We start from the raw sequence: 26,521 nt of genomic DNA, 5'->3' as shown, positions 1-26,521 counted from the left end.
GTTATTGATCGTTTTTTAGTGCAACAAAATAAACATCTTCCAGTTGAGGTTCGGCGGCAGCAAAACTGTCATTCGGTTTTTCATTTTGAAATACTCTAATGTTTAACGTGTTATCTTGATTGTAATTGGATGAAATGATATTGAATTCTTTCTCGTTTTCTTCAAGTGTTTCTCTCGTAATAACTTTAGTCCAAATTTGTCCTTTTAGAGCTTCTGTAGCTTCTTTTGGAGTACTATGGCTTAAAATTTTCCCTCCGTTTAAGATGGCCATTTCATGACACAATTCTTTCACATCATCAACAATGTGTGTTGAAAAAATAACGGTATGATTGGTTCCTATTTCACGCAAAACATTCAAAAAACGATGTCTTTCTGCTGGATCTAAACCTGCTGTTGGTTCATCAACAATAATTAATTTTGGATTGTTTAAAAGTAATTGCGCAATACCAAAACGTTGTTTCATTCCACCTGAATAACCATTTACATTTTTCGTTCTCACATCATACAAATTGGTTACTTCTAAAACCTGTTTCACAATTTCTTTTCGGTCATTTTTGGATGAAATACCTTTTAGTCTTGCGAAATAATCTAATAAATTTTCAGCTGACATGTTTGGATAAACACCAAATTCTTGTGGCAAATAACCCAAAACCTTTCTTAAATCCATTTGATTTTCTAGCACATTGATACCATCAAATTCAATAGAACCAGAATCTGGTTTTTGCAAAGTGGCAATCGTTCTCATTAAACTTGATTTTCCTGCACCATTTGGACCTAAAAGCCCAAACATTCCCGAACCAATTTCAAGATTTAAATTGTCTAGCGCTTTTACGCCATTACTATACGTTTTGCTTAAATTGTTTATTTTCAATTTCATAATGTGCTTTTTATAAATTTTACAGATGTCTATTTGTAGCTTTTACGATTGTTTGTTACAAATAATTACTTTTTTTTAAAAGTACTACATGAGAATTTAAAAAGCAAAAAAACATAAATTAAAAACATTGTACCTTTGCCACCTTAAACTTTGGAAAACAATAATCATGTTAGAAGATAAAACTCCACAACGAACACCGTTATCACAATTGGGCGAATTTGCCTTAATTAATCATTTGACCAAAAACTTTGATGTAAAACAACCCTCAACACTAAAAAGTATGGGCGATGATGCTGCAGTTCTAGATTTCAAAGACAAAAAAGTAGTTGTTTCAACTGATTTGTTGATTGAAGGCGTTCATTTTGATTTGTCCTATATGCCTTTGCGTCATTTGGGCTACAAAGCGGTTGTGGTCAATGTTTCAGACATTTGTGCTATGAATGCCACTCCAACCCAAATTACAGTCTCAGTAGCGGTTTCTAATCGTTTTCCGCTAGAAGCTTTGGAAGAGTTGTTTGACGGAATTGCATTGGCGGCTAAATTTTATAATGTAGATGTTATTGGTGGCGATACTACTTCTTCCCAAAAAGGTTTGGTTATTTCTATTACGGCTATAGGCGAAGCCAATGAAGACGAAATTGTGTATAGAAACGGCGCAAAAGATGGTGATTTGTTAGTGGTTACAGGCGATTTAGGTTCGGCTTACATGGGCTTACAAGTTTTGGAACGCGAAAAACAAGTGTTTCAGGTAAATCCCAATAATCAGCCCGATTTAGATGCCTATACCTATTTAATTGAACGCCAATTAAAACCAGAAGCGCGTCACGATATTCGAATTTTATTAGAAAAACTAGAAGTAAAACCCACTTCTATGATTGATATTTCGGACGGATTGTCTTCGGAAATTATTCATATTTGCAAACAAAGCAAAGTGGGTTGTAATTTATATGAAGAAAAAATTCCGGTTGACCCACAGTTTATCAATGTATGTGAAGAATTTAATATCGACAGTACCACTGTTGCTATTAATGGAGGCGAAGATTATGAATTGCTTTTTACCATTGCTTTAGATGATTTCAACAAGATAAAAGCCAATCCTAATTTCACGGTAATTGGACACATGGTTCAAGAAAGCGAAGGAACACATTTAATAACAAGAGCTAATACCAAAATTCCTTTGAAAGCTAGAGGTTGGGATGCATTACAAGAATAATAAACTTTGAAAAGAAGTGTTAAAATATTTTTTATCACCATTTGAATTGATACTTTTAAAGAAAAAAACATGAGAAAATTAATAGTACTTTCATTTTTGCTTTGTTCACTATTTGCGTTTAGTCAAGAAACACAGAGTCAAGATTTTAAAAGAAACGAATTAAAAGGCAATGCCTTATTTTTAGTTTTAGGAAGCTTTGAATTTTCCTATGAAAGAATTTTAAATGAAGAATCGGGTGTTGGAATTGCTGTTAATTTGCCTTTTGACAGTGATAATTGGGATATCAATTACACTTTTACAGGATACTATCGATATTATTTTGGCAAGAAACCTGCATCAGGATTTTTTGGAGAAGCTTTTGGAATGTTGAATAATGTTGATGATTATGTTACTGATGAACCTGATTATTATTATGAACAAAAAACACTCACCGATTTTGCTCTTGGAATAGGTTTAGGAGGAAAATGGGTTACCAAAAAAGGATTGCTTTTGGAAATAAATACTGGTATTGGCCGAAATTTGTTCAACAATCAATATGATGATAGAGATTATGAGCTAATTGGAAGAGCTGGCATTACAGTAGGTTACCGATTTTAAAAGACACAAAATAAAAAGCCGCCTCAAATTTTGAGACGGCTTTCCCCCTTTTTTTAAGCTTCGTAAACGAATAGAATTTTTTCAAATTACTACTCTTGCATCTACAAAACTAACCCTGTAATCATAGCGCTAAAGTAGTCAGTGTGGGTTATTAGTTTGTTACGGTTTCCCGCATATTTCATTACGGTTTCCCGTATAATCGTTAAATGACACCTTTATGCTTGGCTTCGCGAATTAAATCAATATCACTTCCACCTTTTACCTCCAATATTTCACGAATATTCAACTTGCGTTTCTCAATGGCACTAAGCGATAGCGGAATATATTGTGGTAAATCTTTAGTTTTTACTCCTTTTGATAAATGAAATAAGATTTGTTTATCAAAAACATCCAATTCGATGTTATTGTATTGTGCTTGACCAACCAATTTTATTACAGTTTGACTATAATAACTCTCGTTTTTGATGATTTTATCAAAGGCAAAAAGCAATTCGTCAAAGGTTAAATCGTTTTTGATAATTAAACCGCTTGGATTGATGTTTTTGATGATATTGTTTATTTTCAATAATTCCGTGTGCATGGTCAAAAGTATAATTTTACACTCGGGCATTTCCGTTTTCATAAGCATAGCCAAATCTTCTCCCGAATAAATCCCTTTTTCGGCATATTCGGGCATACTGATGTCAAAAAATGCAATGTCAAAAGGTTCTGTTGCTTCAACTATGTATTCATAACCCGCTTTGCAGTTGCCTGCTTGCGTTATCATAAACTCTTGTCCTTGCTGACTGTATTTGTTGATGGCATTTTTGTAGGCTTCAATTATAAATGGATGATCATCTACAATTAAAATATTCATTAGTTTTTTCATGCTTCTTCTACAATTAGTTGTTTAGTTTGTAATGGAATAGTTATCACTATTTGGGTTCCGTTATCTTTTTTAGAATTGATGTCAATAATTCCCTGGCAATCATGTGTTCTAGAAATCATATTTTGCATTCCAATACCTTTGCTTTTTTTGTTGACATCAAAACCAATTCCGTCGTCTTTAATTTTTAAATATAAATTTTCTTTATCGCCTTTTATCTCAACCGAAATATTGCTTGCATTCGCATATTTATTAATGTTCTGCAAACCTTCTTGCAAGATACGGTACATATTGATTTTTATAGCGTTATTGACTTTGTCCCAATTAACATGGTTGTCAATCGTATATTTCAAATTGGCCTGATAAGAAGCGCGTTGTTCTTCTAATAAATTATGAACGATGGAAACAAAGTTATTAATTAAAACTTGTTTTTCTCTGTTTAAATCATGCGAAATTTCACGAATGTCTTGTTCTATGGTTTTTAATTCGTTTAACAATTCAAATCTTCGTTTGACAGTTTCATCATCGTTATTATTGTTTAAACTATCCAAATTTAAACGCAAACCAAACATTCTTCCCAAAACACCATCATGTAAATCCTGCGCTAATCGTTTCTTTTCTTTATCTCTGCTCTCGTCAATAATGGATTGTTGGGACATCATCAAATTAAAAATATCTTCATTGGCTTTTTGTTGCGCTTGTTTGTATAATAATTCTCGAGTTCTAGCCCTTTGTGCTCTTACTACAAATAATAATGATGTTAAAATAATAGTGGTTACAAAAATGTAGAGGAGTTTGCGGTTGCGGTCTTCGAGGACGTCTTTTTCTTGAATTATTTCATCAGTTTCTAGAGAAATTCTGGCAAATTTTTCTTGAGATTTTCGTTCTTTTTGTTGTAAACTGTCATTAATTCGGATGTAATCTTGAGAATATTTTTTAGCTTCATCCGATGGAAAAACCAAGGAACTTTGTTTCAACGCACTTAAGATATCAACGGGTAATTTTGTGATTTCAGCAAGTTTCATGGCTCGTTCTGAGCATTTTCGGGCGTTTTCTAAATCATTTTTCTCGGCATAAAACTCAGATAGGTGATTTAAACTATAAATAGAATTGGAATACAATTTAAGACTGTCACTAATTTTTAAGGACTCTAGAAACATTCCAGGCAAACTGCTATAGTCTTTTATTTTTAATTTACAATAGGCAAGATTGTCTAAGAGCAAAACGTATAAATCGGGAGTATCGTTTACTAATTTTTTGTTTTCTAACGCCAGATTGAAATAGTTTATCGCTTCTTTGTAATTTTTTTGAAGTTTATAGGTGTGACCAATGTTGTTAAGCGCAGTGGCTCTTGGATGTTGGTCATTATCAACATCATATTTATCTATGATTTCTAATGCTTTTTTGTGGTAGTCAAGTGCCTTGTCATAGTCACTAAGTTCATTATTTATATTACCTAGAATTGTGAGAATAATGTAAATTTTGTATTTATCATCAAGATTTTTAAGAATATTGTATGCTCGTACTCCAGTTACATCCGCTCTTAAAAAGTCATTGGCAAAATATTGTGTTGTACTTTTGTTGAGTAATACATTACCATAGCCTTCATCATCATTAAGATTTTTATAAAGTTCTTCAGATTTGCCATAAAAGTAAAACGCGCTGTCATATACTGCATTATTTTTTAAATAGCTCGCTTTATAACGATAAGCATTCGCAATATTTAAGGAATCTTTTGCCGAAATAGCATTTTCAAGTAAGGTTTTGTAGGCATAATCAAACCGATAATAGTCTTGATTAAGCACTTGAAAAGTAATCACATTAAGAAGGGCATCTCTTTTAGCTTGACTATTTTCTTTTTTTTCTGCAAGTTCTATAGTTTTTTTTGAAGCAGCTGTTTTGAGTTCAAAGCTTTTTTTATCATCAGATAATAGCTTACTATATAACACTAGACTATCATTAGATTTTAAAATATCTGAATTAGAAGTCTTTTTTTGATTGCAACTAAAAAAAAGAAATGCCAGCAGTATAAACGAACTTTGTTTCAAAGTAAATATTTTTCTTAAAAAGGTAAATATATACAATAAAAAAAAAGCTATCAAAATTTTGATAGCTTTTGTGTGATGAAATATTTTATGTATTAGTTAGTAGCAGGCATTATTGAACCTCTTTCAAGGTTAAAACCAAAACCACCTGGAGTTCTTCCTCCTGTTTCAGAAGCTATACCGAAACCACCTGGAGTTCTTCCTCCTGTTTCAGAAGCTATTCCAAAACCACCTGGAGTTCTTCCACCTGTTTCAGAAGCTATACCGAAACCACCTGGGGTTCTTCCTCCTGTAGGAGTTGTAAATGACGTCACTACAAGCATTAAAGCTAATAATCCGAAAGTTGTTGCTAATTTTTTCATAATTTGAGACTTTTTATTGTTTATGTTTTTGTTTCGTTATAATGTGTATACCCTAAACTTGATTTGAGGCTTGTGGTACTTTCACGATGTAAAACTAAAAAGGATGTCTTTGTAAATCCCCATGAATAAAGGGGTTTATGGTAGAATGCTATCGTTTGATAGTGAATGATAGCCAAATCGGGGTGAATGGTTTTTGCGTTTTTGCCATTTTTTGTTGATAATTGGCAATACTTGTGGATAACTAAGGTTTTAAATCTCTAAATAGTTGCCTCCAGCAATACGGCTGATGATTAAATCAACATTCTCTTTATAGGATTTAGAGAATGGAAGTTTGGTAGTAGAATTTTTAATATAACAAACAGTGTTTCCGGTATGAATTCTGGAAACTTGATTTACATTAATAATGTAACTATTATGAATGCGTAAAAATTGTAGTTGTGGTAAAACCGTTTCAAAATGTTTTAAGGTTTTAAACGCGGTAATCATTTCGCCATTGTTCAAATGAATATCAGTGGAGTTATTATCGGCTTCAAAATAAAGTATGTCAGTTGAGTCAATGTAGCGATAATCGCCATAGGATTTAACACAAATGATGAGCGATTGTTCTTTTTGAACTACAATTGGTTTTTCAGAAGTTGGAACCGTTTTTATTTCCACCTCGTTTTCTGTTTCCAAATCTTCCACTAAAGTTTCGTCTAACACTTCAAAAGTAGCCACGGGATTTTTAACTTCTGAATGTGGTAAGTTGGATTTTATAGCTCTGTCAAATTTTAGAATGGCTTTTCTAAAATCATTTACGTCTAATGGTTTTAGCAAATAATCAATGACTTCATATTTCAGCGCATCATAAGCCAACTCTTTTTTACTGGAAGTAATGATGATTTTTGGAACTACCGGCAGAAAGCGATACAATTCATTAATTAAGCTTAAGGAAAGATTACTCTTTTTATCAGAAGGATCAATTTCGAGGAAAACAAGCTGAGGTTGGTGTTCAAGGATTAGATTTACACCATCGTCATAATTATTGGCGGAAGCCAAGAAAGACAAATTGTGAAAACGCTCAGCAATGGCCTGAGTTTTCGTGACATCGTCTTGATTGTCATCAATAATTATAAAAGTGTGACTCATGTAGCTTTCCTTATAATCCTGGAAAGCATCAATAGGTGAAAACAGGTAGTTTTGGGGGAAACTTTTGTGTTTTTCGTTAGAACGAAAATAGAAGTTGGAATGTTATTTTGTAAAAATTGTTGACAGAAATGGCAATACTGTTAATATGTGCTTATTTATTGTTATAAATACTTACAAAAAATAAAAATCCCAAATTCATTCGAGACTTCGGGATGAATTTGGGATTGAGTTGTTTCCTTTCGCTAAGAATATTTTTTAGATTTTCATCAACCAATTTTTCATAGAAACTTCGTTTCCTATAATAGTTTTTAAATCTGCTATTTTAACACGGTCTTGAGCCATAGAATCTCGATGACGAATGGTTACGGTTTGGTCTTCCAAAGTTTGGTGGTCAACCGTGATGCAAAATGGTGTTCCCAATGCATCTTGTCTTCTATAACGTCTTCCTACAGCATCTTTTTCATCATAGGCAACATTGAAATCCCATTTTAAATCGTCAATTATGCTTTGAGCGACTTCTGGCAAACCATCTTTTTTAACTAATGGTAAAACAGCTGCTTTTGTTGGTGCTAAAACACTTGGTAAACGTAAAACTGTACGTGTTGAACCATCTTCCAAGGTTTCTTCTTGCAATGATGTAGCAAAAACCGCCAAGAACATTCTGTCCAAACCAACCGATGTTTCCACTACATAAGGAACGTAGCTTGAGTTGGTATCATTATCAAAATACTGTAATTTTTTACCAGAATATTGTTCGTGTGCTTTTAAATCGAAGTCGGTTCTGGAGTGAATTCCTTCTAATTCTTTGAAACCAAAAGGGAAATTAAATTCAATATCAGCAGCAGCATTAGCATAATGCGCTAATTTTTCATGATCGTGAAAACGGTAATTTTCCTTTCCTAAACCTAATGATAAATGCCAGTTTAAACGAGTGGTTTTCCAGTATTCATACCATTTCATTTCTTCGCCTGGTTTTACAAAGAATTGCATTTCCATTTGTTCAAACTCGCGCATGCGGAAAATAAATTGGCGCGCTACGATTTCGTTTCTAAATGCTTTTCCGGTTTGTGCAATTCCAAAAGGAATTTTCATTCTACCAGTTTTTTGCACGTTTAAGAAATTGACAAAAATTCCTTGAGCAGTTTCTGGGCGCAAATATAAATCCATGGCAGTATCTGCAGAAGCTCCTAATTTTGTTCCAAACATTAAGTTGAATTGGCGTACTTCAGTCCAGTTTCTAGAACCCGTTTCTGGGTCGGCTATTTCTAGTTCTTCGATTAATGCTTTTACATCTTCTAAATCACCATTTCCCAATGAACGTCCCATTCTTTCTAGAATTTCTCTTTCTTTCGAAAGATATTCCATCACGCGAGGATTGGTGGTTTTGTATTGTTCTTCGTCAAAAGAAGCGCCAAAACGTTCTCTTGCTTTTTCGATTTTCTTTTTGGCTTTTAGGTTTAATTTTTCGGCATAATCCTCAATTAAAACATCGGCTCGGTATCTTTTTTTAGAGTCTTTGTTGTCTATCAATGGGTCGTTAAACGCATCAACGTGACCTGAAGCTTTCCATGTGGTTGGATGCATTAGGATTGCGGCATCAAGGCCAACAATGTTTTCGTGCATTTGCACCATAGCTTTCCACCAATATTCTCTAATATTCTTTTTTAGTTCTACTCCGTTTTGCGCATAATCATAGACTGCGCTCAATCCATCATAGATTTCGCTTGACGGAAAAATAAATCCGTACTCTTTTGCATGCGAAACTACATTCTTAAATAAATCTTCTTGTTTTGCCATAATGGTGCAAAAATATAAAAAGGGAATGTAAAAAAATGTATTTAAAGCGATTAGAATGGAATTTTTTTATAATTTTATGTAAGAAAATCTCTTTTTTATGTTGCAACATCTTGTAAATTTATTTTTTCCAAAGTCTTGTGCTGGTTGTCATTCCTTTTTATTGCGTGATGAAATGGTGATTTGTACACTATGTCGTCACGAAATCCCTTTGACCCATCATCATACAATGGAGAATAACGAAGTGGTTCAAAAGTTTTATGGTAGAATTCCGTTGGAGTTTGGTTCCTCATTATTTTATTTTCATAAAAAAGGGATTGTTCAGGAAATGATGCACAAGTTAAAATATAAAGGACATGAAGAAATCAGCGATATGGTTGGTCATTGGTATGCCGAAGAGTTACAGCATTTGGCACAAATAAAAGCTGTTGATTACATCATTCCTGTTCCGTTGCACAAGCGTCGATTGCGCGAACGAGGTTATAATCAAGCGGAAGGATTTGGGAAAGCATTGTCTGAAAAACTTAAAATTCCTTATGAAGACACCATTTTACATCGGAAAGTGTATACTAAAACACAAACCAAAAAAAATCTTTTGGGAAGAACGGAAATTGGTGAAACCATTTTTGATGTTACATTCTCTGAAAACCATCACGGAAAACATTTTTTATTGATTGACGATGTGATTACCACAGGTTCTACACTTGAAGTTTGTAGCAGAGCATTGCTTAAAATTCCTGATGCCAAAATTAGTATCGTTTGCATGGCCATGTCACACAGCTAATATGTTAAGTTTCCTCAAAAAGATTTCATTCGCACTAAATATAATTGTTATTTTGTGCTTAGAAAAAACAGCGCTATGCCAAAATCTATTTTCAAGTTACTTTCTTTCGTTTTTGTTTTAGCATTGGTAAGTTGTGCCAAGCGCGGTTCTATTACTGGTGGCGATAAAGACACGATTGCGCCAGTTTTAATGGCTAGTTTTCCTAAAAACTTTTCGACCAATTTTAACGGAAAGGAAATCAAATTGGTTTTTAACGAATATGTGAAGTTGAAAAACCTGAACAAACAACTGATTGTTTCGCCACCATTCAAAAAACAGCCCGAAGTTTTACCATTGAATGCAAGTAAAACACTTACCATCAAACTAAAAGATACTTTGTTGCCAAACACCACGTATAGTTTCAATTTTGGACAAAGTATTGAAGATAATAATGAAGGAAATCCGTATTCGCAATTCAAATATGTTTTTTCCACCGGAAGTTATATTGATTCTTTGGCATTGAATGTCAAAATAAAAGATGCTTTGGAAAAGAAAGTAGACAATTTTGTTTCGGTGATGTTATATGAAATCAACGAAAAATTTAATGATTCTACTATTTATAAGGAATCACCTCGATATGTGACTAATACTTTGGATAGTTTGCAACTAGTTAAAATAGAAAATATCAAAGCGGGGAAATACCTTTTGGTAGCTTTGAAAGACAATGGGAATAATAAATTTGATCCAAAATCGGATAAAATTGGGTTTCAAAAAAATTATATTTCCGTTCCAAACGATACTATTTTTGAAGTAGAATTATTCAAGGAAGAATTGCCTCTCAAAATAGTAAAACCAACTCAAGCTTCTAAAAACAGACTGTTAATGGGTTATGAGGGAAAACCAAAAAACGTAAAAGTTTCGGTTAAAAATGGTTCCGAAATCATTCCTTCGGTGATTACACAAATGCCAAAAAAGGATTCGCTTCAAATTTGGTTTAAACCTATAAAAGTCGATTCGCTAAACGTTTCGGTTCAAAAAGAAAGTTATAACAAGGAGTTTACCGTAAAAATTAAAGACCAAAAAAAAGATACCCTTTCCATAAATACCGATTTTAATGGTAATCTTCCATTGCGTGAAAAATTTGCGTTGAATAGTTCCATTCCTTTGGTAAAGGTGGATAAATCTAAAATTAGTATCAGAAACAAAGACTCTCTTGTGGTAGATTTCACTACAGCATATGATGATTTTAATCAAAAGTTATACTTGGATTTTAAAAGAGAACCTTTAGAAAAATATACTATAAGTTTATTGCCAAGTGCTTTAACCGATTTTTATGAAAACGTGAATGATACTTTAAATTATGCTGTAGCTACTAAAAACAGTTCGGATTATGGGAATTTAAAAGTTATTTTAGAAAACGTAAAAAAGTTCCCCATTATTGTTGAACTCACTGATAAAGACGGAAAAGTGAAAGCAACGGAATACTCAGAAAAAAATAATGTTATAGAATTTTTAGCATTGGAACCTAATAAATATACACTGCGAATTATTTATGATGACAATAAAAATGGTGTCTGGGACACGGGAAGTTTTATGGAAAAACGCCAAACGGAAGAAGTCATTTATTTTCCAAAAGAAATTGATGTTCGGTCTAATTGGGATGTGGAACAACCATTTAATTTAGGTACAAAGTAAAAAGTACGAGATACGAGGAATGAACTTAGATTATTTCAAAATTATCTTTATCATTTAGAAATGCCAATTTGCTTCTGGTTTCAAGCAGTTGTTTTTTATCAACATTTACTATAAAAACACCTTCACTTTGTTGCGGTTTTAGCACATAATTCCCAAGAAAATCAACCGCTTGAGAATGTCCAACATAGTCATGATTGTTATTATCGGTTCCTGTTCTGTTTACGCCAATAGTGTAACACATATTCTCTACAGATCGTGCTTTGAGTAAAATGTCCCATGCGTTAATGCGCGGTTTAGGCCAATTGGCAACATAAAGTAATACATCATATTCTTCTAAATTTCTAGAAAAAACAGGGAAACGCAAGTCATAACAAATGAGCGGACAGATTTTGTACCCTTTATATTCTACGATTAATTTTTCTTTTCCAGCAGTATAAACTTTGTCTTCGCCAGCCAACGTAAACAAATGGCGTTTGTCATAATGCTGAATTTTACCATCAGGAAAAATAAAAACCAAACGGTTGTATAAATTTCCTTTTTCTTCAATGACCAAACTTCCTGTAATCGCACAGTTTTTGGCTTTCGCCAAATGTTGTAACCAAGAAATTGTTTCGCCTTGCATGGTTTCGGCAACGGTTTTTGGGTTCATTGTAAATCCAGAGGAAAACATTTCGGGCAAGACAATCAAATCGACGTCTTCCATAAAACCGGTAATTTTTTGTGCCAATTGGCTTCGGTTTTCTGTTGGGTTTTCCCAGATTAGGGAAGTTTGGATTAGGGCTATTTTCATTTTTTAGATTAGTCTAACCCTAACAGGGTTTCAAACCCTGTTAGGGTTGGGTTTACTTAATAGTTATTTCATCAATAAAAATAAACGCATCGCCACCAAAACCTTGATGCCATTCAGGCAATTTGCCGAAGTTATATGCCTTGACTTTTACGTATCGAGCATTTATGGGTTTTGAAGTGAAGCTGAAATCTTTAATACTATTTTCTTCTTGTTTTGGGTTTACATCATTACTAATCGAAGCCACTAAAGTAAAAGTCACATTATCTATCGAAGTATAATAGTCAACTTTGGTTGGCATTAAAATCCATGAACGACTGTCTTGCAAATAATTGGAATGCAATTCAGAAAAAGTTTTTGGTTCTTGTAAATCGACAATCGCCTCAAAATCCTGACTTTGATAGCCTTGCCAATCGCCTTTTCGCCAATTGGTCGTGCCAAAAATGCCATCTAGCAAACCATCATTTCCGCCTGCATGATATTGCGGATTGTATTTTGATTTGATGTCGATGCTGTAATTGTTTGGTTTTTTGAAGAAGGTTGCGGAAACAACATTCGTTTTTCTAACAGCATCATTGCAATAAGCAAAAATTTGACATGATTTATCAATTTCTATAGGTTGATTGTATTTCTGAAAACTCTTATTATCAAACGAATAAAAAATTTCATAAGCTGAATTTGATTTAATTATCTCAACTTTCATTTTATCTCTGAACGATTTACTTTCTGCTTGAATTATTGGAACGGGAATGATTTTTTCATATACAATATCGTTATCTGATATTTCGGGGATTTCAAATCCGAAATACTCTCTTTGTTCTATACTACTTTTAACAGTAATTTCTTGAGATTTTTCATTTTCTAAATTTATTTTTATTCTTTCAAAAGATGGTTTAGTTAATGTCCATTCTGGATATCCGGGCGTATCTGCATAAATCCCCATCGAACTCAACACATACCAAGCGCTCATCTGTCCGCAGTCTTCGTTTCCTATTAAACCATCGGGTGTGTTTTTGTAAAAATTGTTTAAAATATAATGAACTTTTTCAGTGGTTTTTTCTGGTTTTCCAATGTAGTTGTACAAATACGCCATGTGGTGACTGGGTTCGTTGCCGTGAGCATATTGTCCAATTAATCCGGTAACATCTACTTGTTCTCTTCCTGTAGTTTTACTTTCGGAGTTGAACATTTCGTCTAGTTTGGCTTCAAATCTATCGTTTCCGCCATAGGCATGAATCATTTCTTCAATATCTTGTGGTACAAAAAACGAATATTGCCATGAATTTCCTTCGGTGAAATTATTATTGATTTCTCGAGGATCAAAAGGTTTGTCCCAACCTCCATTTTTCTTTGGTCGCATGAAACCAGTATTCCAATCGAAGACATTTTTCCAATTTTGGGAACGTTTCATGAAGTATTCGTAATCTTCTTTTTTATTTAAAATCATTGCCATTTGAGCAATACACCAATCATCGTAAGCATATTCTAAGGTTTTGGAAACGCTTTCGTGTTCGTCATCCATGGATATAAATCCGTTTTTCTTGTAAGCTCCCAATCCCAAATGGTCTAACATAGCCGAATGTTTGGCAGCTTCGAAACATTTTTCATAATCAAAACCGGTAATTCCTTTTGCCATAGCATCAGCCATTACAGAAACCGAATGATAGCCAATCATACAATCAGTTTCATTGGACGCTAATTCCCAAACGGGTAATCTTCCGCCTTGTTCGTATTGTTTTAGAAAGGTGTTGATAAAATCGGCAGTGCGTTTCTTTTCAATCAACGTATACAAAGGATGTGCTGCTCGAAACGTGTCCCAAAGCGAGAAAACGGAATAATAATCAAATCCTTCGGCTTGGTGAATTTTATTGTCTCTTCCACGATATTTCCCATCAACATCTTGTGCGACATTGGGTTGCACCATGGTGTGGTATAGTGCTGTGTAGAAAATTAACAATTTATCCTTATCAGCTTCTGTTACTTCAATTTTAGATAATTGTTTGTCCCAAAGTTGTTCGGCCTCAGTTTTAACCTTATTGAAATCCCAGTGTTTGATTTCGGAACTGTTTAATTTTGCTCCTTCGTAACTGGTTGGCGAAAGCGACACTTTAACCAATATTTTTTCTTCTTTTTTGACTTTTTTTGAGAAACTCATTCCGGTAATTTCAGTTGTTTTTGAATTTGATTTGTTCGTTTTTGAAATTTTCATAGGAACATTAAATTCAATTCGAGCATATACATATTGGTTTCTTGCCCAACCTTCACTTCTTCGTAAAACCTCAATAGTTTTATCATCAATAACTCGAATGCTTCCTTCCAACAATTTATCTCGATGATTTAAATCTAAAATGATATTGGCCAAACCGCTTTCGTTAAACTTATATTCATGAAAACCAACTCGAGTTGAAGTTGTTAAACGCACATCAATATTATGTTTATCTAACTTCACGCTATAAAATCCTGCTGAAGCTTTTTCATTAGTATGAGAAAATGTAGAAGAATATACTTTATTGTCAAACGATGGTTCGCCCATGGTTGGCATCAGCATAATATCTCCATAATCCGAAACGCCTGTACCGTTAAGATGTGTATGTGAAAATCCGTAAATTATAGAATCTGAATAATGATAACCTGAACAACCGTCCCAACTTCCATCAATTCTAGTATCGGGAGAAAGTTGAACCATTCCAAACGGAACTGTGGCTCCAGGATACGTATGACCATGACCACCAGTTCCAATCATAGGATTGACATGCTGATGATAACTTTGACTGAAAGCAATGAGAGAAATGTGTAATAGTATTATAGAAAATAGTTTTTTCATGGAGTTATTTTGTTTACATCAAAGATAAAAAATGCAATTAATTAAAAGTCAATTCAACATAAACCGGCAAATGGTCTGAAGGGTATTTCAAGTCTTTGGAATCACTTAAAACAGCATATTTTTTTACTTTAAAATGATTTTCTTTTGACAAAAAGATATAATCAATTCTTTTGGTTACGGCTTCATTATGCTTAAACCCATTGAAAGTTCCGGTTAGACCAAAAGGCTTTTGTTCTGAAATCTCTTGACTGTCAATCATTATTTTTTTCAAATTAACAATACGTTCTTCTGTAGGTTCTGAATTGAAATCTCCCATAAAAATCACCGGATAATTTTTGGTGTTTAGCGTTTTGATTTTAAAGAGAATTACATCTATTCCTTTGGTTCTGGCTATTTCGCCTTGATGATCTAAATGAGTGTTGAAAACCCAGAAGGATTGCTTTGTTTTTTTGTCTTTTAATAGGACGTAAGTACAAATCCTATTGAGTGCTGCATCCCAACCTTTTGAAATAATTTCTGGAGTTTCAGATAGCCAAAAGGTATTTTCTGTTAGTAATTCAAATCGTTCTTTATTGAAAAAAATAGTGGACGACTCTCCTTTTTCTATTCCATCTCGACCAATTCCAACACAGTTATATATTGGCAAAGCCGATTTAATATCGATAACTTGATTGGGCAACGCTTCTTGAATTCCGAAAATATCAGGTTCATAAAAAGCCAATTGTGCACAAAGAAATTCATTTCGATTTACCCAAGTATTTTCTCCATCATTGGGATTGTCAAATCGAATATTATAGCTCATTACTTTAATGGTTTGAGCATTTATTGTTGAAATAGATACTAAATTTATTAGAATGAGTAAGACTTTTGTTTTCATTTTTAAAACCTATTTTGATAAGTAAAGATAGTATATAAAACAAAAAACGCATCCAAATTAATGAATGCGTTTAGATTGCTTCGTTCCTCGCAATGACTTTTATCCTTTTAAACTTGCTGATAAATACTCTCTGTTCATACGAGCAATATTTTCCAAAGAAATTCCTTTTGGACATTCTACTTCGCAAGCACCAGTATTGGTACAGTTACCAAATCCTTCTTCATCCATTTGACGAACCATGTTTAATACACGCTCGGTAGCTTCTACTTTTCCTTGTGGTAACAATGCGTATTGCGACACTTTAGCACCAACAAACAACATAGCAGATCCATTTTTACAACTGGCGACACACGCACCACAACCTATACAAGCAGCAGCCATGAATGCTTTATCAGCATCATCTTTTGGTATTGGAGTAGCATTAGCATCGATTGTTCTTCCTGAAGTATTTACAGAAACAAAACCTCCAGCTTGTTGAATTCTATCAAAAGCAGAACGATCAACAACTAAATCTTTTACTACTGGAAATGCTTTGCTTCTCCAAGGTTCGATAAAGATTGTATCACCATCATTAAATTTACGCATGTGCAATTGACAAGTTGTTGTGCCTGTTTCTGGACCATGTGCTCTTCCGTTTATATACAAAGAACACATGCCGCAAATTCCTTCACGACAATCGTGATCAAAGGCTACAGGTTCTTTTTTATCATTGATTAATTGTTCATTTAATTGGTCTAACATTTCCAAAAATGAACTCGCAGTAGAAACATTATCTAATTTATACGTTTCTATGTTTCCTTTGGCTTTAGCGTTTTTTTGACGCCAAATTTTCAGGGTTATATTGATGTTTTTTGCTGCACTCATGTGTTTTTTTATTTAGCCAAAAGCCAAAAGGCAAAAGGCATTAGTAGTTATTATTTACTTGACTCTAATTTGTTTATAAACGAATTTAGCATTTTACTTTCTTCTGTAATTTGGTTCATTAATTCAGAATACAAAGTTTCATTTTTAATGAATTTTAATCTTTTGGCAACTATCAATTGAGTTTCTAGTTCGAATAAAGATCCTCTTGAAATACTTACGAAATGAATATAGCTTTGAGTTGAATTTCTTCCATAACCTTCTGCAATATTTGAAGGAATTGAAATAGAAGCTCTTTTTAACTGACTTACTAAAGCATATATTTCTTCTCTCGGAAAATCTTCAACCAATTCGTATAAATTAATGACTATATCAATTCCTTTTTGCCAAATTAATAAATCTTTATATGATTTTATTTCACTCATTCTATTGCCTTTTTACTATTGCCTAATTACTTATAATTTCTAGCTGCAATTTTAATAAACTCGTATTTCAATTCCTCTTTGTGTAATACTTCTTGATTGATATCATAGCCCATGTATTCCCATGCACTAACAAAAGAGAAATTCTCATCATCGCGAAGCGTTTCTCCTTCGGAGTCTTGATATTCTTCACGGAAGTGTCCACCACAAGATTCTTTACGTTGTAACGCGTCCATCGCCATTAATTGACCTAAATCAATAAAGTCGGCAACACGAAGTGCTTTTTCAAGTTCAGGATTCAATTCATCTGAACTTCCTGGAACGTAAACGTCTTTGTAGAACTCTTCTTTTAAGGCTGCAATTTCTACAATAGCTTCTTTTAATCCCTTTTCATTTCTTCCCATTCCAACTTTATTCCACATAATTAAGCCAAGACGTTTGTGGAAATGGTCAACTGTTTTGGAGCCATTGTTGTTTAAGAATGTATCAATTGTTGTTTTAACATTATTTTCTGCTTCCGCAAATTCAGGGGTATCAGTTGAAATTTTTCCTGTTCTGATTTCGTCTGCTAAATAATTGGAAACGGTATAAGGTAATACAAAATAACCATCTGCTAAACCTTGCATTAATGCCGATGCACCTAATCTATTGGCGCCATGATCTGAAAAATTAGCTTCTCCAGCAACAAAACATCCTGGAATAGTGGATTGTAAATTATAATCTACCCAAACACCACCCATAGTGTAATGAACAGCAGGATAAATTTTCATTGGCGTTTCATATGGATTCTCGTCAGTAATTTTTTCATACATAGCGAAAAGATTTCCATACTTTTCTTCCAACCATTGTTTTCCTAATTTGGTAATTTCTTCTTGAGTAGGGTTGTGATTTCCTTTGGCATAAGCAGATTGTTTTCCTTTCGTTTGTATTTCTGAAGAAAAATCTAAATACACACCTTCATTGGTATCATTTGATTCAATACCATGGCCAGCATCACAAACTTCTTTTGCAGCTCTTGAAGAAATATCTCGCGGAGCAAGATTTCCATAAGAAGGATATTTTCGTTCTAAGTAATAATCTCTATCTTCTTCTTTTAAATCGGTAGGTTTTAATTTTCCAGCACGGATTGCTTCGGCATCTTCTTTTTTCTTTGGCACCCAAATTCTACCTGAGTTACGCAATGACTCCGACATCAGAGTTAATTTGGCTTGGTTAGTTCCGTGAACAGGAATACACGTTGGGTGAATTTGTACAAAACAAGGATTAGCAAATAATGCACCTCTTTTGTGTACTTTCCAGCTTGCGGTTACATTACTTCCCATAGCGTTAGTAGAAAGGAAGTATACGTTTCCATAACCACCAGAAGCTATAACCACAGCATGAGCCGAATGTCTTTCTAATTCTCCAGTAACCAAGTTACGTGCAATAATTCCACGAGCTTTTCCGTCAACTTTTACCAAATCTAACATTTCGTGACGGTTGTACATTTTTACGCGACCCAATCCAATTTGTCTTGATAAAGCAGAATAGGCACCCAATAATAATTGTTGTCCTGTTTGTCCTGCAGCATAAAAAGTACGTTGTACTTGAGTACCACCAAAAGAACGGTTGTCCAAAAGTCCACCATAATCTCTCGCAAAAGGAACACCTTGTGCCACACATTGGTCAATTATATTAGAAGATACTTCGGCTAAACGATGAACATTAGCTTCGCGCGCTCTATAATCACCACCTTTTATGGTATCGTAAAATAATCTATAGGTACTATCACCATCGTTTTGGTAATTTTTTGCAGCGTTAATTCCTCCTTGAGCAGCAATAGAGTGCGCTCTTCTTGGTGAGTCTTGAAAACAAAATGCTTTCACATTGTAGCCCATTTCCCCTAGAGAAGCTGCGGCAGATGCTCCAGCTAATCCAGTTCCAACAACAATTATGTCGATTTTTGGTCTATTGTTTGGAGCAACTAACTTTAAATGATCTTTATAATTAGTCCATTTGTCCGAAATTGGACCTTCAGGTGTTTTTGAATCTAGTTTCATTTATAACTTGAAATTAATGATTAAAATGATGAAACAATGCAATAAAAATAAATCCGAAAGGAACTATTATTGCAAATGCGTATCCTAATTTATGAAGTGCTTTCGAATACTTGTTGTTAAATCCAACAGATTGAAAAGAAGAGTTAAAGCCATGCCACAAGTGTAAGGACAGTAACAAGAAAGACAAACAATAAATTCCTGTTCTAATTGGACTTTCAAATTTGTGTACTAATTCTTCATAGTATCTTGTTGGCTCTTCGGGGTTAGATTCAACATATTTGTAAACCATCTCTGGAAACCAAAAATCATAAAAATGAAGTCCAAGAAAGGCCAAAACCACTGCACCCGAAATAATCATATTTCTCGATGCCCATGATGCGTTTGCTGCACCATTGTTTTTGGCATAAGAAATTGGTCGTGCTGCTCTATTTTTAAAATCTAAAACAAATCCCATTACAAAATGAAAGATAACACCCGCAACCAAAATAGGTTGCATTACATACTGAATTAAAGGGTTGTATCCCATAAAGTGGGAACCAGCATTAAAAGTTTCTTCACTAAATACAGAGGTTAAATTCATACTAAAGTGAAGCGCTAAGAACGAAATTAAGAATAGTCCAGAAAGTGCCATGGCGACTTTTTTAGCAATGGACGAACTCAAAACAGAAGATTTTGCCATAAGGTTGTATAATTTATTTAAAAAAATCACACAAAAATACGGCAAATTGGTCTTAACTACAACCTTTTCGGAGTAATTTATAATGAATTTAAAATGAGTTTAACAGTTGTTGACTCTCAACTAATTAAAACGCAATTTTCCTTCAAAAAAGTTAAACGAAACTACTTAATGTATGTTGGTATCAATCCGCGTAATCCCATATCAACAACAGTTTCGCCTACTGAAGGTTCATATTTTCCATCGGTATTAATTTCATGCCATTCAAAACTATGGTTTACAGAAAGTGACAAGGTTATGGTTACATCTCTTGTTTCATTACCGTTTATGACAAGATTGTTCGCGAAATTTCCAGTTACAACACAAGAACCTTGAGGGATTGGTGATGTTGATGCAATAGGATTTGGAACTGTAGTTGCATTGGCTGGCGCTTGACCAGAAGAAGAGTAGGGTTGGTTATTCAGGGCAAAAGCCCAATAACCTTGTAATCTATTGCCATTTACGGGAAAAATATTGTTTCCGATGTTAAAAGTACTAAGGTAAGTGTTGAAACCCACAAAACTCGCTAAAGTTCCTGCATAATCAACACCTTGGTGACGAATATTGATTTGATAGTTTTGATAAGACAGCGAAACACGCATCCATTGATAACTTCCTGCAGCAACTTGACTTAGTGGAATTTTTAGAAAAGTTTCGCCTTCGGAAACAATTTTAGATTGACTGAAATCTATGGCACTAGAACCGCCCAAAGTAGTTTCGGGTGCATGATATACAATAGTTCCTTGACCTATTTGGGTATTAGCATTTGGTGCCAATTCAATATAATGTGCAGAAATGGAGTTAAAAATTGGAGATTGTGCGGCGTTGCCAGCAGGAATGGTTGATGGTTGTCCTAAATTATTCAGTCTAGTTTGATTTTCATCAAATTTGAATTTGATGATTAACATCGGTTCTTCATTTGAAGCATTGTCATTACTACACGAAAAAAACGGAATAATTATGGCTAAAAATAGGAGGACGATTATTGCTTTTTTCATTTTGGTTTGGTTTAAAACATAAGACGTAATCAATATGTTTTTGTTACATCTTCATCTATAACGAGAATATAGTCTGCTTTAGTATAATTTTCGGCAAGTATTTTTTCTACATCTTTTTGTTCAACAGTGGCAATGGTAATGATATCTAGACTTGGTGATGCTTTTTTCAAATACCAATATATTCCCTCGAAATTATCTGAATGATAGGTTCCATTGTAATGAATAAAAACAGAATTAGATTGTAAATTCTTTTGAATAAAATAAGCCATTGTAGCATCTTTTATAGCTTGTGCTTTTGGCATATTTGGGCTGGTATGTTCACCCATCATTTTCATCATTTCTACATAACCTGGCAAATTAGCATCATAAACAATAGGCAACGGCGCTATCCAAGTTTTCTCTTCAGATGTTAAATTATCTAATGCTTCAAAACCTTTTTTGGAAACCATGGAAGCATATCTTCTGGGAATATTGGTAGCAATGAAAGGAATTTGGTTTTCTTTTGCAAAATCAACTAGTGGTTTATAATCGGTTTTATAATTGGGCCAAAGTCTTGCTGTGGAATCTAACTTTTTCTGATTGATTTCGTCTTTCAAATATTGATTAAGTTGTTTTTGATTGTCGGCTTCGAACATTTCTGCACCCAAAACAATTTTCTTTTTGCTTGCTACATCTTTAGCTAATTCAAGTTCCAACCAATGTGCTATCGCATTATTATGATACTCGCCAAATAATACTACTTGTGCATTTTCGGCAGCGTTCAATAATTTTTCATAAGATACTTTCTTTCCTTTTTTATCAAAAAGTTGGTACGCTTTTTTTTCTTGCGAGATTCCAATGATAGAAATTGATAAAAAAAGAGTGGTAAAAATTATTCGTTTCATAGCTGTTCATTTTTAATCCCAATGTTTTAACTTTGGAACATACAATATTAATCATTTCATTATGAAATACCATCAAATTGACCGTCAACTGTTCATTAAAAACAGAGCAAAATTTACCGCACAAATGAAACCAAACAGTGTAGCTGTTTTCAATTCTAATGATATTTATCCCGTTTCTGCCGATAGCACTTTGCCATTTGCACAACATCGCGATATTTTTTATTTAAGTGGAGTGGATCAAGAAGAAAGTATTTTGTTGCTTTTTCCCGATGCACCTTATGAGCATTTGAAAGAAATTCTTTTTTTGAAAGAAACCAACGAACACATTGCTATTTGGGAAGGTGAGAAGTTGACAAAAGACCGCGCTTTTGAAGTTTCTGGAATTAAATCTGTGATTTGGTTGCAAGATTTTCACAAAACGTTTAAAGAGGTAATGACTTACGCCGAAACAATGTATATCAATACCAATGAACATTATCGTGCAGTGATTGAAACCGAAACCCGCGAAGCTCGATTTGTAAAATGGTGGAAGGAAAATTATCCAGCACATAAAGTGGAAAAAGCCAATCCTATTTTGCAACGAATACGTTCCATTAAAGAAAGTGAAGAAATTGATTTGATTCAAACCGCTTGTGATATTACTGAAAAGGGCTTTCGAAGAATTCTAAATTTTGTGAAACCCAACGTAATGGAATATGAAATCGAAGCCGAGTTTGCACACGAATTCTTGAGAAATCGTTCTAAAGGTTTTGCTTATACACCTATAATTGCTTCGGGAAATAACGCTAATGTGTTGCATTATATTGAAAACAACCAACAATGCAAAGCTGGCGATTTGATTTTGTTAGACGTAGGTGCAGAGTATGCCAATTATTCTAGTGATATGACTCGTATGGTTCCTGTTTCGGGACGATTTACGGATAGACAAAAAGAAGTTTACAATGCGGTTTTGCGTGTAAAAAACGAAGCGACTAAAATGCTGGTTCCAGGAACTTTGTGGAAACAGTATCACATTGAAGTGGGTAAAATTATGACTTCTGAATTGTTAGGTTTAGGATTAATCGACAAAGCCGATGTGCAAAATGAAAACCCCGATTGGCCAGCATACAAAAAATATTTCATGCACGGCACGTCACACCACATGGGATTAGACACTCACGATTATGGATTGTTGCACGAACCAATGCAAGCCAATATGGTCTTCACGGTTGAACCTGGAATTTATATTCCGGCGGAAGGTTTTGGAATTCGAATTGAAGATGATATGGTTATTCAAGAAAAAGGCGAAGCATTCAATTTAATGCGCAATATTCCTATTGAAATAGAGGAAATTGAGAGTTTGATGAATAGTTAGTTCTCAGTCAAAGTCACAGTTTACAGTTAAAAACGGTTCAATATAATGAGCCGTTTTTTTTTGTTTAAATTTTTAAACGTAAACTTGTCATTCCGAGGAACGAGGAATCTCAAAGATGCTTCTCTCGTCCTAAAAGACGAGACAGCATGACAAATTCACCATCCACCATTATCCTCTCACCCTCAACAAAATCTCATTCTGAATTTTCAAGACCTTGTTTTCTTCTTGCAATTGGGCTATGAGTTGGTCTTTTTCGTTGATGAGGGTTTTGTCTTCGGGTTTGGTGATGGTGTAATCATCGGGTAACTGGTCGGCAATGTCTCTGAAGAAGTTGTGTTTTGTGGCGTGTGATAGGCTCAACAAAATTCCAGTTTGTATGCTTTTATTTCGAGTATAGTTCAAAATAGAAAGTCCGTTGCGACCAATCTTATTGCCAATTTCTGTTTTGGATAAGCGATTGTTGGTGATGTAATCGAGTATCATTTTGCCTGTGTCTATCATAGTCATATAGTTTATAGTAACAAAGATATAAAAACAATTAAATTTGATATACAAATAATTATATGTTATATAGTAAATATGTAATTATATATAATAAATATTATATTAATCATATAAAATATAATATTAAGCATAATAAATATTAAAAATAATATTATAATAATTATAAAAGATGTTATTATTATTAAAATTGATATATAATTTATTATATGTGATATATATAATATCAAATTAAAGCTGTTTCTCTTTTATATATGGAGACTATATACTAAAACTTGTCTCATTCACGTTATTAAAGAAGCAAATAAAATCTTATGTTAAAGTATTGCACTACAAATTCAATTTTAGTATTTTGCAGTATGTAATTAAACAATTAATTTACAACAGAGCTATGCGTTTTATCTTCCATAGAGTTTTGAACTCAAAATCTAGTCCTGTCACCTACAACCTGGGGAAAATAATGCTTTATTATTTGGGTGAAAAAATTCATTTATCAGGATTAAGTGAGTCGTACTTTTTTTATGATAACTATTTTCAAAGTGATGATGTTATTTTTAAACTAAAAGTCTTAATCAAAACTACAAACGGAGAAATTCAAGAACAATATATTGAGGCTTTAAAGGATATAAAGGCATATCCAAAAATCAAAAACAAAAACTCTGCATTGATTGTAAACTATAATAAGTTGAAAAATGAGATTTCAAATCATTTTGAAAATCATATAAAAGAGCATTATTTACTATTAGCTAAATTATTTGATTTGCATTTTTACAAAGAATTGATAGACCATGATAGGGTTAATTTTTATCATTTAGAAGAGTCTCACAGTATTTTTAGCAATCCAAAAATAACTGCCTTAAACGATATTTTATCACTACAACTTCCAGAAGAAGATGGCGAGTGTCCAATTCTTTTTTTAACAAATAACGATACAAAAGGAGAAATTAATTATGAGTTTGAATGTGTTTCCTATGATAATGAAAATGCAGATGTATTAACGGCTAGTTATTTGACAGATGTATTTCAGTTTCCTGCTGTTTTGGGCATTCCTAAAATAATTATGGAGGCAATAACTCATGATTTTTCAAGTAAAACCGTTCCTATAAAAGAACAGCTACATCAATGGGCAAAAACATGTTATGAAAGTCCTAATTCAACAGTGGGTATCACCTATTTTAGAGAACACATTGCTCCCATTATAGAAGATTATAAAAAAATATGTCTTGAAACAAAAATGGGTAAACAATTACTTGAAACTAGTATTCCTGATAATTATGGATTTATACAATTTGGTGAAATGCCTATTACAAAAATATGGGAGTTGATGCTAGCTAATGAAAACTGCACAGAGGAAGAATATCAAGAATTATTAAAACTGAAAGAAACACAAGCTCCAAAATATGACGGCAGATGGCCAGTAGCTTTTTTTAAAGAAATAGGAATGGATAATCGTCGAAAAGAAGAAGAGGATACTAAAACACCTACCACAAGAAAAACTTTAGATATTGATTAATTAAAACTTTAAAATTATGAAAACAGTAAATCTCCAATATTTAGAAGCAAATCTGCAAAACATAGCAACTAAAATAGAAATTTTACACATTGCTGATTTTTGTCAGCTCATAGAAAAACATCACATTAAAGAAGTTTTTTTGTTAGAAAGAGAGGATAGTTTTGCCATTGCTTACCATAATTTTTTGTTAACTATATCAAGAAGTGGTTATAAAAACTTAGAGGATTATAGAATTGCGGTGCTCAATAATTTTGAACAGGCTATTGATTATTATGAAGCTCAATCTCTCAATATTAAAACCAATGAAAGTTACCAGTTAATGAAAAATTGTGGTGTGCAAGACCCTGAACTTTTCAAAATTATGGAAAGTAAAAACTTCATGGAAGGATACAATCGATTTGTTGATTATTTAAAAGAGAATAAGAACACCACCCTTTCTTTCAAAAATCCACATGAACTTTACACCTTTGCAAAAGAGAATCACTTTGAAACTTTCGACCAATTCTTTGAATCATTTCAAAATGGTTTTACTAATTTATTAGATCATAGCATTGCAAAAGAAAGAGGCTTTTCGTTAGCTTCTGAATACAACGAAGCACTGGAGAAGGGATTTAAAGATTATGAAATCTATAAAGAAGCCAAAGATTTAGGAATTGAATCTATCAATGAATATGAAAAAAAATATCATCTTGAAAACGATGACGAAAACTGCATCCATGATCAGAAGGTTTTATTGCTTTTGCTCAATAAAATAGACCAAGGCAAAAAAGTGAGTTTTAATAAACTAAAAAGTCTTTTTGAAGAAGAATTAAAGCATTATAGCAATAGTAATCATGAATTTCCTTCTTGGTTTAAGGTTACACTAAAAGATGATGACTCATTAATTGAATTTTTAACAAAAAATGAAAAAGCAATTAAGATTGGAGATTATGATTCTGATGGAGAGTTTTTTGAAATAAAACCTCTCAATGATAGAAATGTCGTGATAGATGCAAGTAATGTGGCTCATAATAGTCAAGGCAGTGGTGACAGTAAACCACACTTGCAAAATATAATTACCATGGTAAAGTTCTTAAAGAAAAAAGGTTTTACTGAAATAGTAGTTATAGCTGATGCCTCTTTACGACACAAAGTTGATGATAATGAAAAATTAGAAGAATTAGAAAATGAAACCACTTATATTGTAGCACCTGCAGAAACTTCTGCCGATACATTTCTTTTATCAATGGTCAAATCAAAACATTGTTTGTTGATTAGTAACGATACCTTTAGAGAATATAAAATGAAAGACACCTGGTTGGCTGCCAATATTGATTATTTCAGATTAACTTTTATGATTACTCAAGATGGAGTGATTATGCCTGAATTAGAAAAACAAAAAGGATAGCCAATAATAAAATAAATGCT

The 26,521-nt window shown here is 33.3% G+C and carries 23 protein-coding genes; 7 read left to right on the top strand and 16 right to left on the bottom strand.

The window, feature by feature from the left end; genetic code table 11:
* Position 1: 1 nt before the first annotated feature.
* Complete coding sequence (locus ACSVH2_RS01750) at positions 2-877, bottom strand: ABC transporter ATP-binding protein (protein ID WP_438091442.1); 876 nt, start codon at positions 875-877, stop codon at positions 2-4.
* A gap of 166 nt (positions 878-1,043) precedes the next feature.
* Between ACSVH2_RS01750 and thiL the strand changes: the two genes are divergently transcribed.
* Both thiL and ACSVH2_RS01740 read left to right on the top strand, forming a co-directional pair.
* A complete protein-coding gene (thiL, locus tag ACSVH2_RS01745; RefSeq protein WP_438091441.1) occupies positions 1,044-2,090 on the top strand; it encodes a thiamine-phosphate kinase in 1,047 nt (348 codons plus the stop codon).
* 69 nt (positions 2,091-2,159) lie between these two features.
* A complete protein-coding gene (locus ACSVH2_RS01740) occupies positions 2,160-2,687 on the top strand; it encodes a DUF3575 domain-containing protein (protein ID WP_438091440.1) in 528 nt (175 codons plus the stop codon).
* Positions 2,688-2,889: 202 nt separating this feature from the next.
* On the opposite strand, the gene ACSVH2_RS01735 is transcribed toward ACSVH2_RS01740, so the two are convergent.
* The 5 genes from ACSVH2_RS01735 to ACSVH2_RS01715 form a co-directional block, all read right to left on the bottom strand.
* Positions 2,890-3,555 carry a response regulator gene (locus ACSVH2_RS01735; protein ID WP_438091439.1) on the bottom strand — a complete coding sequence of 222 codons (666 nt, stop codon included), beginning with the start codon at positions 3,553-3,555 and terminating at the stop codon, positions 2,890-2,892.
* A complete protein-coding gene (locus ACSVH2_RS01730; RefSeq protein ID WP_438091438.1) occupies positions 3,552-5,501 on the bottom strand; it encodes a tetratricopeptide repeat protein in 1,950 nt (649 codons plus the stop codon). Before ACSVH2_RS01730 ends, ACSVH2_RS01735 begins: the two co-directional genes overlap by 4 nt.
* A 191-nt stretch (positions 5,502-5,692) precedes the next feature.
* The gene (locus tag ACSVH2_RS01725) at positions 5,693-5,959 is read right to left on the bottom strand and encodes a hypothetical protein (RefSeq protein WP_438091437.1); all 267 of its coding nucleotides are present in this window, start codon (positions 5,957-5,959) and stop codon (positions 5,693-5,695) included.
* A 249-nt stretch (positions 5,960-6,208) separates the two neighbouring features.
* The gene (locus ACSVH2_RS01720) at positions 6,209-7,087 is read right to left on the bottom strand and encodes a LytR/AlgR family response regulator transcription factor (RefSeq protein WP_438091436.1); all 879 of its coding nucleotides are present in this window, start codon (positions 7,085-7,087) and stop codon (positions 6,209-6,211) included.
* A 255-nt stretch (positions 7,088-7,342) separates the two neighbouring features.
* Entirely contained in the window at positions 7,343-8,884 is a 1,542-nt protein-coding gene (locus ACSVH2_RS01715; protein ID WP_438091435.1) for a glycine--tRNA ligase, read from the bottom strand.
* A 97-nt stretch (positions 8,885-8,981) separates the two neighbouring features.
* Between ACSVH2_RS01715 and ACSVH2_RS01710 the strand changes: the two genes are divergently transcribed.
* Together ACSVH2_RS01710 and ACSVH2_RS01705 are read left to right on the top strand one after the other, a co-directional pair.
* Entirely contained in the window at positions 8,982-9,665 is a 684-nt protein-coding gene (locus tag ACSVH2_RS01710) for a ComF family protein (protein ID WP_438091434.1), read from the top strand.
* A gap of 75 nt (positions 9,666-9,740) precedes the next feature.
* Complete coding sequence (locus ACSVH2_RS01705; RefSeq protein WP_438091433.1) at positions 9,741-11,339, top strand: Ig-like domain-containing protein; 1,599 nt, start codon at positions 9,741-9,743, stop codon at positions 11,337-11,339.
* Positions 11,340-11,364: 25 nt separating this feature from the next.
* On the opposite strand, the gene ACSVH2_RS01700 is transcribed toward ACSVH2_RS01705, so the two are convergent.
* From ACSVH2_RS01700 to ACSVH2_RS01660, 9 genes are all read right to left on the bottom strand, one after another.
* The gene (locus tag ACSVH2_RS01700; protein WP_438091432.1) at positions 11,365-12,129 is read right to left on the bottom strand and encodes a nitrilase family protein; all 765 of its coding nucleotides are present in this window, start codon (positions 12,127-12,129) and stop codon (positions 11,365-11,367) included.
* A gap of 52 nt (positions 12,130-12,181) precedes the next feature.
* Complete coding sequence (locus tag ACSVH2_RS01695; RefSeq protein ID WP_438091431.1) at positions 12,182-14,950, bottom strand: GH92 family glycosyl hydrolase; 2,769 nt, start codon at positions 14,948-14,950, stop codon at positions 12,182-12,184.
* Positions 14,951-14,987: 37 nt separating this feature from the next.
* Positions 14,988-15,827: an endonuclease/exonuclease/phosphatase family protein gene (locus tag ACSVH2_RS01690; protein ID WP_438091430.1), complete on the bottom strand. Its 840-nt coding sequence runs from the start codon at positions 15,825-15,827 to the stop codon at positions 14,988-14,990.
* 99 nt (positions 15,828-15,926) lie between these two features.
* Positions 15,927-16,691, bottom strand: coding sequence for a succinate dehydrogenase/fumarate reductase iron-sulfur subunit (locus ACSVH2_RS01685; protein WP_438091429.1), 765 nt, complete (start codon positions 16,689-16,691; stop codon positions 15,927-15,929).
* Between the two features lie 50 nt (positions 16,692-16,741).
* On the bottom strand, positions 16,742-17,113 hold the full coding sequence (locus tag ACSVH2_RS01680; protein ID WP_438091428.1) for a four helix bundle protein: 372 nt from the start codon (positions 17,111-17,113) through the stop codon (positions 16,742-16,744).
* Between the two features lie 26 nt (positions 17,114-17,139).
* Positions 17,140-19,149, bottom strand: a complete 2,010-nt coding sequence (locus ACSVH2_RS01675; RefSeq protein ID WP_438091427.1) for a fumarate reductase/succinate dehydrogenase flavoprotein subunit — start codon at positions 19,147-19,149, stop codon at positions 17,140-17,142.
* Between the two features lie 13 nt (positions 19,150-19,162).
* On the bottom strand, positions 19,163-19,828 hold the full coding sequence (locus tag ACSVH2_RS01670; RefSeq protein WP_438091426.1) for a succinate dehydrogenase cytochrome b subunit: 666 nt from the start codon (positions 19,826-19,828) through the stop codon (positions 19,163-19,165).
* Positions 19,829-19,989: 161 nt separating this feature from the next.
* Positions 19,990-20,862, bottom strand: a complete 873-nt coding sequence (locus tag ACSVH2_RS01665; protein WP_438091425.1) for a hypothetical protein — start codon at positions 20,860-20,862, stop codon at positions 19,990-19,992.
* Positions 20,863-20,891: 29 nt separating this feature from the next.
* Complete coding sequence (locus tag ACSVH2_RS01660) at positions 20,892-21,746, bottom strand: ChaN family lipoprotein (protein ID WP_438091424.1); 855 nt, start codon at positions 21,744-21,746, stop codon at positions 20,892-20,894.
* 61 nt (positions 21,747-21,807) lie between these two features.
* Here ACSVH2_RS01660 and ACSVH2_RS01655 point away from each other — a divergent pair, with 61 nt between their 5' ends.
* Positions 21,808-23,100: an aminopeptidase P family protein gene (locus ACSVH2_RS01655; RefSeq protein ID WP_438091423.1), complete on the top strand. Its 1,293-nt coding sequence runs from the start codon at positions 21,808-21,810 to the stop codon at positions 23,098-23,100.
* A gap of 168 nt (positions 23,101-23,268) precedes the next feature.
* Here the strand turns inward: ACSVH2_RS01655 and ACSVH2_RS01650 are convergent, their stop codons facing one another.
* Positions 23,269-23,601: a hypothetical protein gene (locus ACSVH2_RS01650; protein ID WP_438091422.1), complete on the bottom strand. Its 333-nt coding sequence runs from the start codon at positions 23,599-23,601 to the stop codon at positions 23,269-23,271.
* 391 nt (positions 23,602-23,992) lie between these two features.
* Here ACSVH2_RS01650 and ACSVH2_RS01645 point away from each other — a divergent pair, with 391 nt between their 5' ends.
* Both ACSVH2_RS01645 and ACSVH2_RS01640 read left to right on the top strand, forming a co-directional pair.
* Positions 23,993-25,114: a hypothetical protein gene (locus tag ACSVH2_RS01645; RefSeq protein ID WP_438091421.1), complete on the top strand. Its 1,122-nt coding sequence runs from the start codon at positions 23,993-23,995 to the stop codon at positions 25,112-25,114.
* A gap of 16 nt (positions 25,115-25,130) precedes the next feature.
* On the top strand, positions 25,131-26,501 hold the full coding sequence (locus ACSVH2_RS01640) for an NYN domain-containing protein (protein ID WP_438091420.1): 1,371 nt from the start codon (positions 25,131-25,133) through the stop codon (positions 26,499-26,501).
* Positions 26,502-26,521: the final 20 nt, after the last annotated feature.

Origin of the sequence: Flavobacterium sp. RSB2_4_14 (assembly GCF_051547085.1) — a bacterium.
GTDB lineage: Bacteria > Bacteroidota > Bacteroidia > Flavobacteriales > Flavobacteriaceae > Flavobacterium.
Note: the sequence above shows the minus strand (reverse complement) of the source record. Positions and strands in the feature narration are given on the sequence as shown.

Coding starts and splice junctions, on each gene's coding strand:
- ACSVH2_RS01750 (WP_438091442.1), bottom strand. CDS start 877: ATGAAATTGAAAATAAACAATTTAAGCAAAACGTATAGTAATGGCGTA.
- thiL (WP_438091441.1), top strand. CDS start 1,044: ATGTTAGAAGATAAAACTCCACAACGAACACCGTTATCACAATTGGGC.
- ACSVH2_RS01740 (WP_438091440.1), top strand. CDS start 2,160: ATGAGAAAATTAATAGTACTTTCATTTTTGCTTTGTTCACTATTTGCG.
- ACSVH2_RS01735 (WP_438091439.1), bottom strand. CDS start 3,555: ATGAAAAAACTAATGAATATTTTAATTGTAGATGATCATCCATTTATA.
- ACSVH2_RS01725 (WP_438091437.1), bottom strand. CDS start 5,959: ATGAAAAAATTAGCAACAACTTTCGGATTATTAGCTTTAATGCTTGTA.
- ACSVH2_RS01720 (WP_438091436.1), bottom strand. CDS start 7,087: ATGAGTCACACTTTTATAATTATTGATGACAATCAAGACGATGTCACG.
- ACSVH2_RS01715 (WP_438091435.1), bottom strand. CDS start 8,884: ATGGCAAAACAAGAAGATTTATTTAAGAATGTAGTTTCGCATGCAAAA.
- ACSVH2_RS01710 (WP_438091434.1), top strand. CDS start 8,982: ATGTTGCAACATCTTGTAAATTTATTTTTTCCAAAGTCTTGTGCTGGT.
- ACSVH2_RS01705 (WP_438091433.1), top strand. CDS start 9,741: ATGCCAAAATCTATTTTCAAGTTACTTTCTTTCGTTTTTGTTTTAGCA.
- ACSVH2_RS01700 (WP_438091432.1), bottom strand. CDS start 12,129: ATGAAAATAGCCCTAATCCAAACTTCCCTAATCTGGGAAAACCCAACA.
- ACSVH2_RS01695 (WP_438091431.1), bottom strand. CDS start 14,950: ATGAAAAAACTATTTTCTATAATACTATTACACATTTCTCTCATTGCT.
- ACSVH2_RS01690 (WP_438091430.1), bottom strand. CDS start 15,827: ATGAAAACAAAAGTCTTACTCATTCTAATAAATTTAGTATCTATTTCA.
- ACSVH2_RS01685 (WP_438091429.1), bottom strand. CDS start 16,691: ATGAGTGCAGCAAAAAACATCAATATAACCCTGAAAATTTGGCGTCAA.
- ACSVH2_RS01680 (WP_438091428.1), bottom strand. CDS start 17,113: ATGAGTGAAATAAAATCATATAAAGATTTATTAATTTGGCAAAAAGGA.
- ACSVH2_RS01675 (WP_438091427.1), bottom strand. CDS start 19,149: ATGAAACTAGATTCAAAAACACCTGAAGGTCCAATTTCGGACAAATGG.
- ACSVH2_RS01670 (WP_438091426.1), bottom strand. CDS start 19,828: ATGGCAAAATCTTCTGTTTTGAGTTCGTCCATTGCTAAAAAAGTCGCC.
- ACSVH2_RS01665 (WP_438091425.1), bottom strand. CDS start 20,862: ATGAAAAAAGCAATAATCGTCCTCCTATTTTTAGCCATAATTATTCCG.
- ACSVH2_RS01660 (WP_438091424.1), bottom strand. CDS start 21,746: ATGAAACGAATAATTTTTACCACTCTTTTTTTATCAATTTCTATCATT.
- ACSVH2_RS01655 (WP_438091423.1), top strand. CDS start 21,808: ATGAAATACCATCAAATTGACCGTCAACTGTTCATTAAAAACAGAGCA.
- ACSVH2_RS01650 (WP_438091422.1), bottom strand. CDS start 23,601: ATGATAGACACAGGCAAAATGATACTCGATTACATCACCAACAATCGC.
- ACSVH2_RS01645 (WP_438091421.1), top strand. CDS start 23,993: ATGCGTTTTATCTTCCATAGAGTTTTGAACTCAAAATCTAGTCCTGTC.
- ACSVH2_RS01640 (WP_438091420.1), top strand. CDS start 25,131: ATGAAAACAGTAAATCTCCAATATTTAGAAGCAAATCTGCAAAACATA.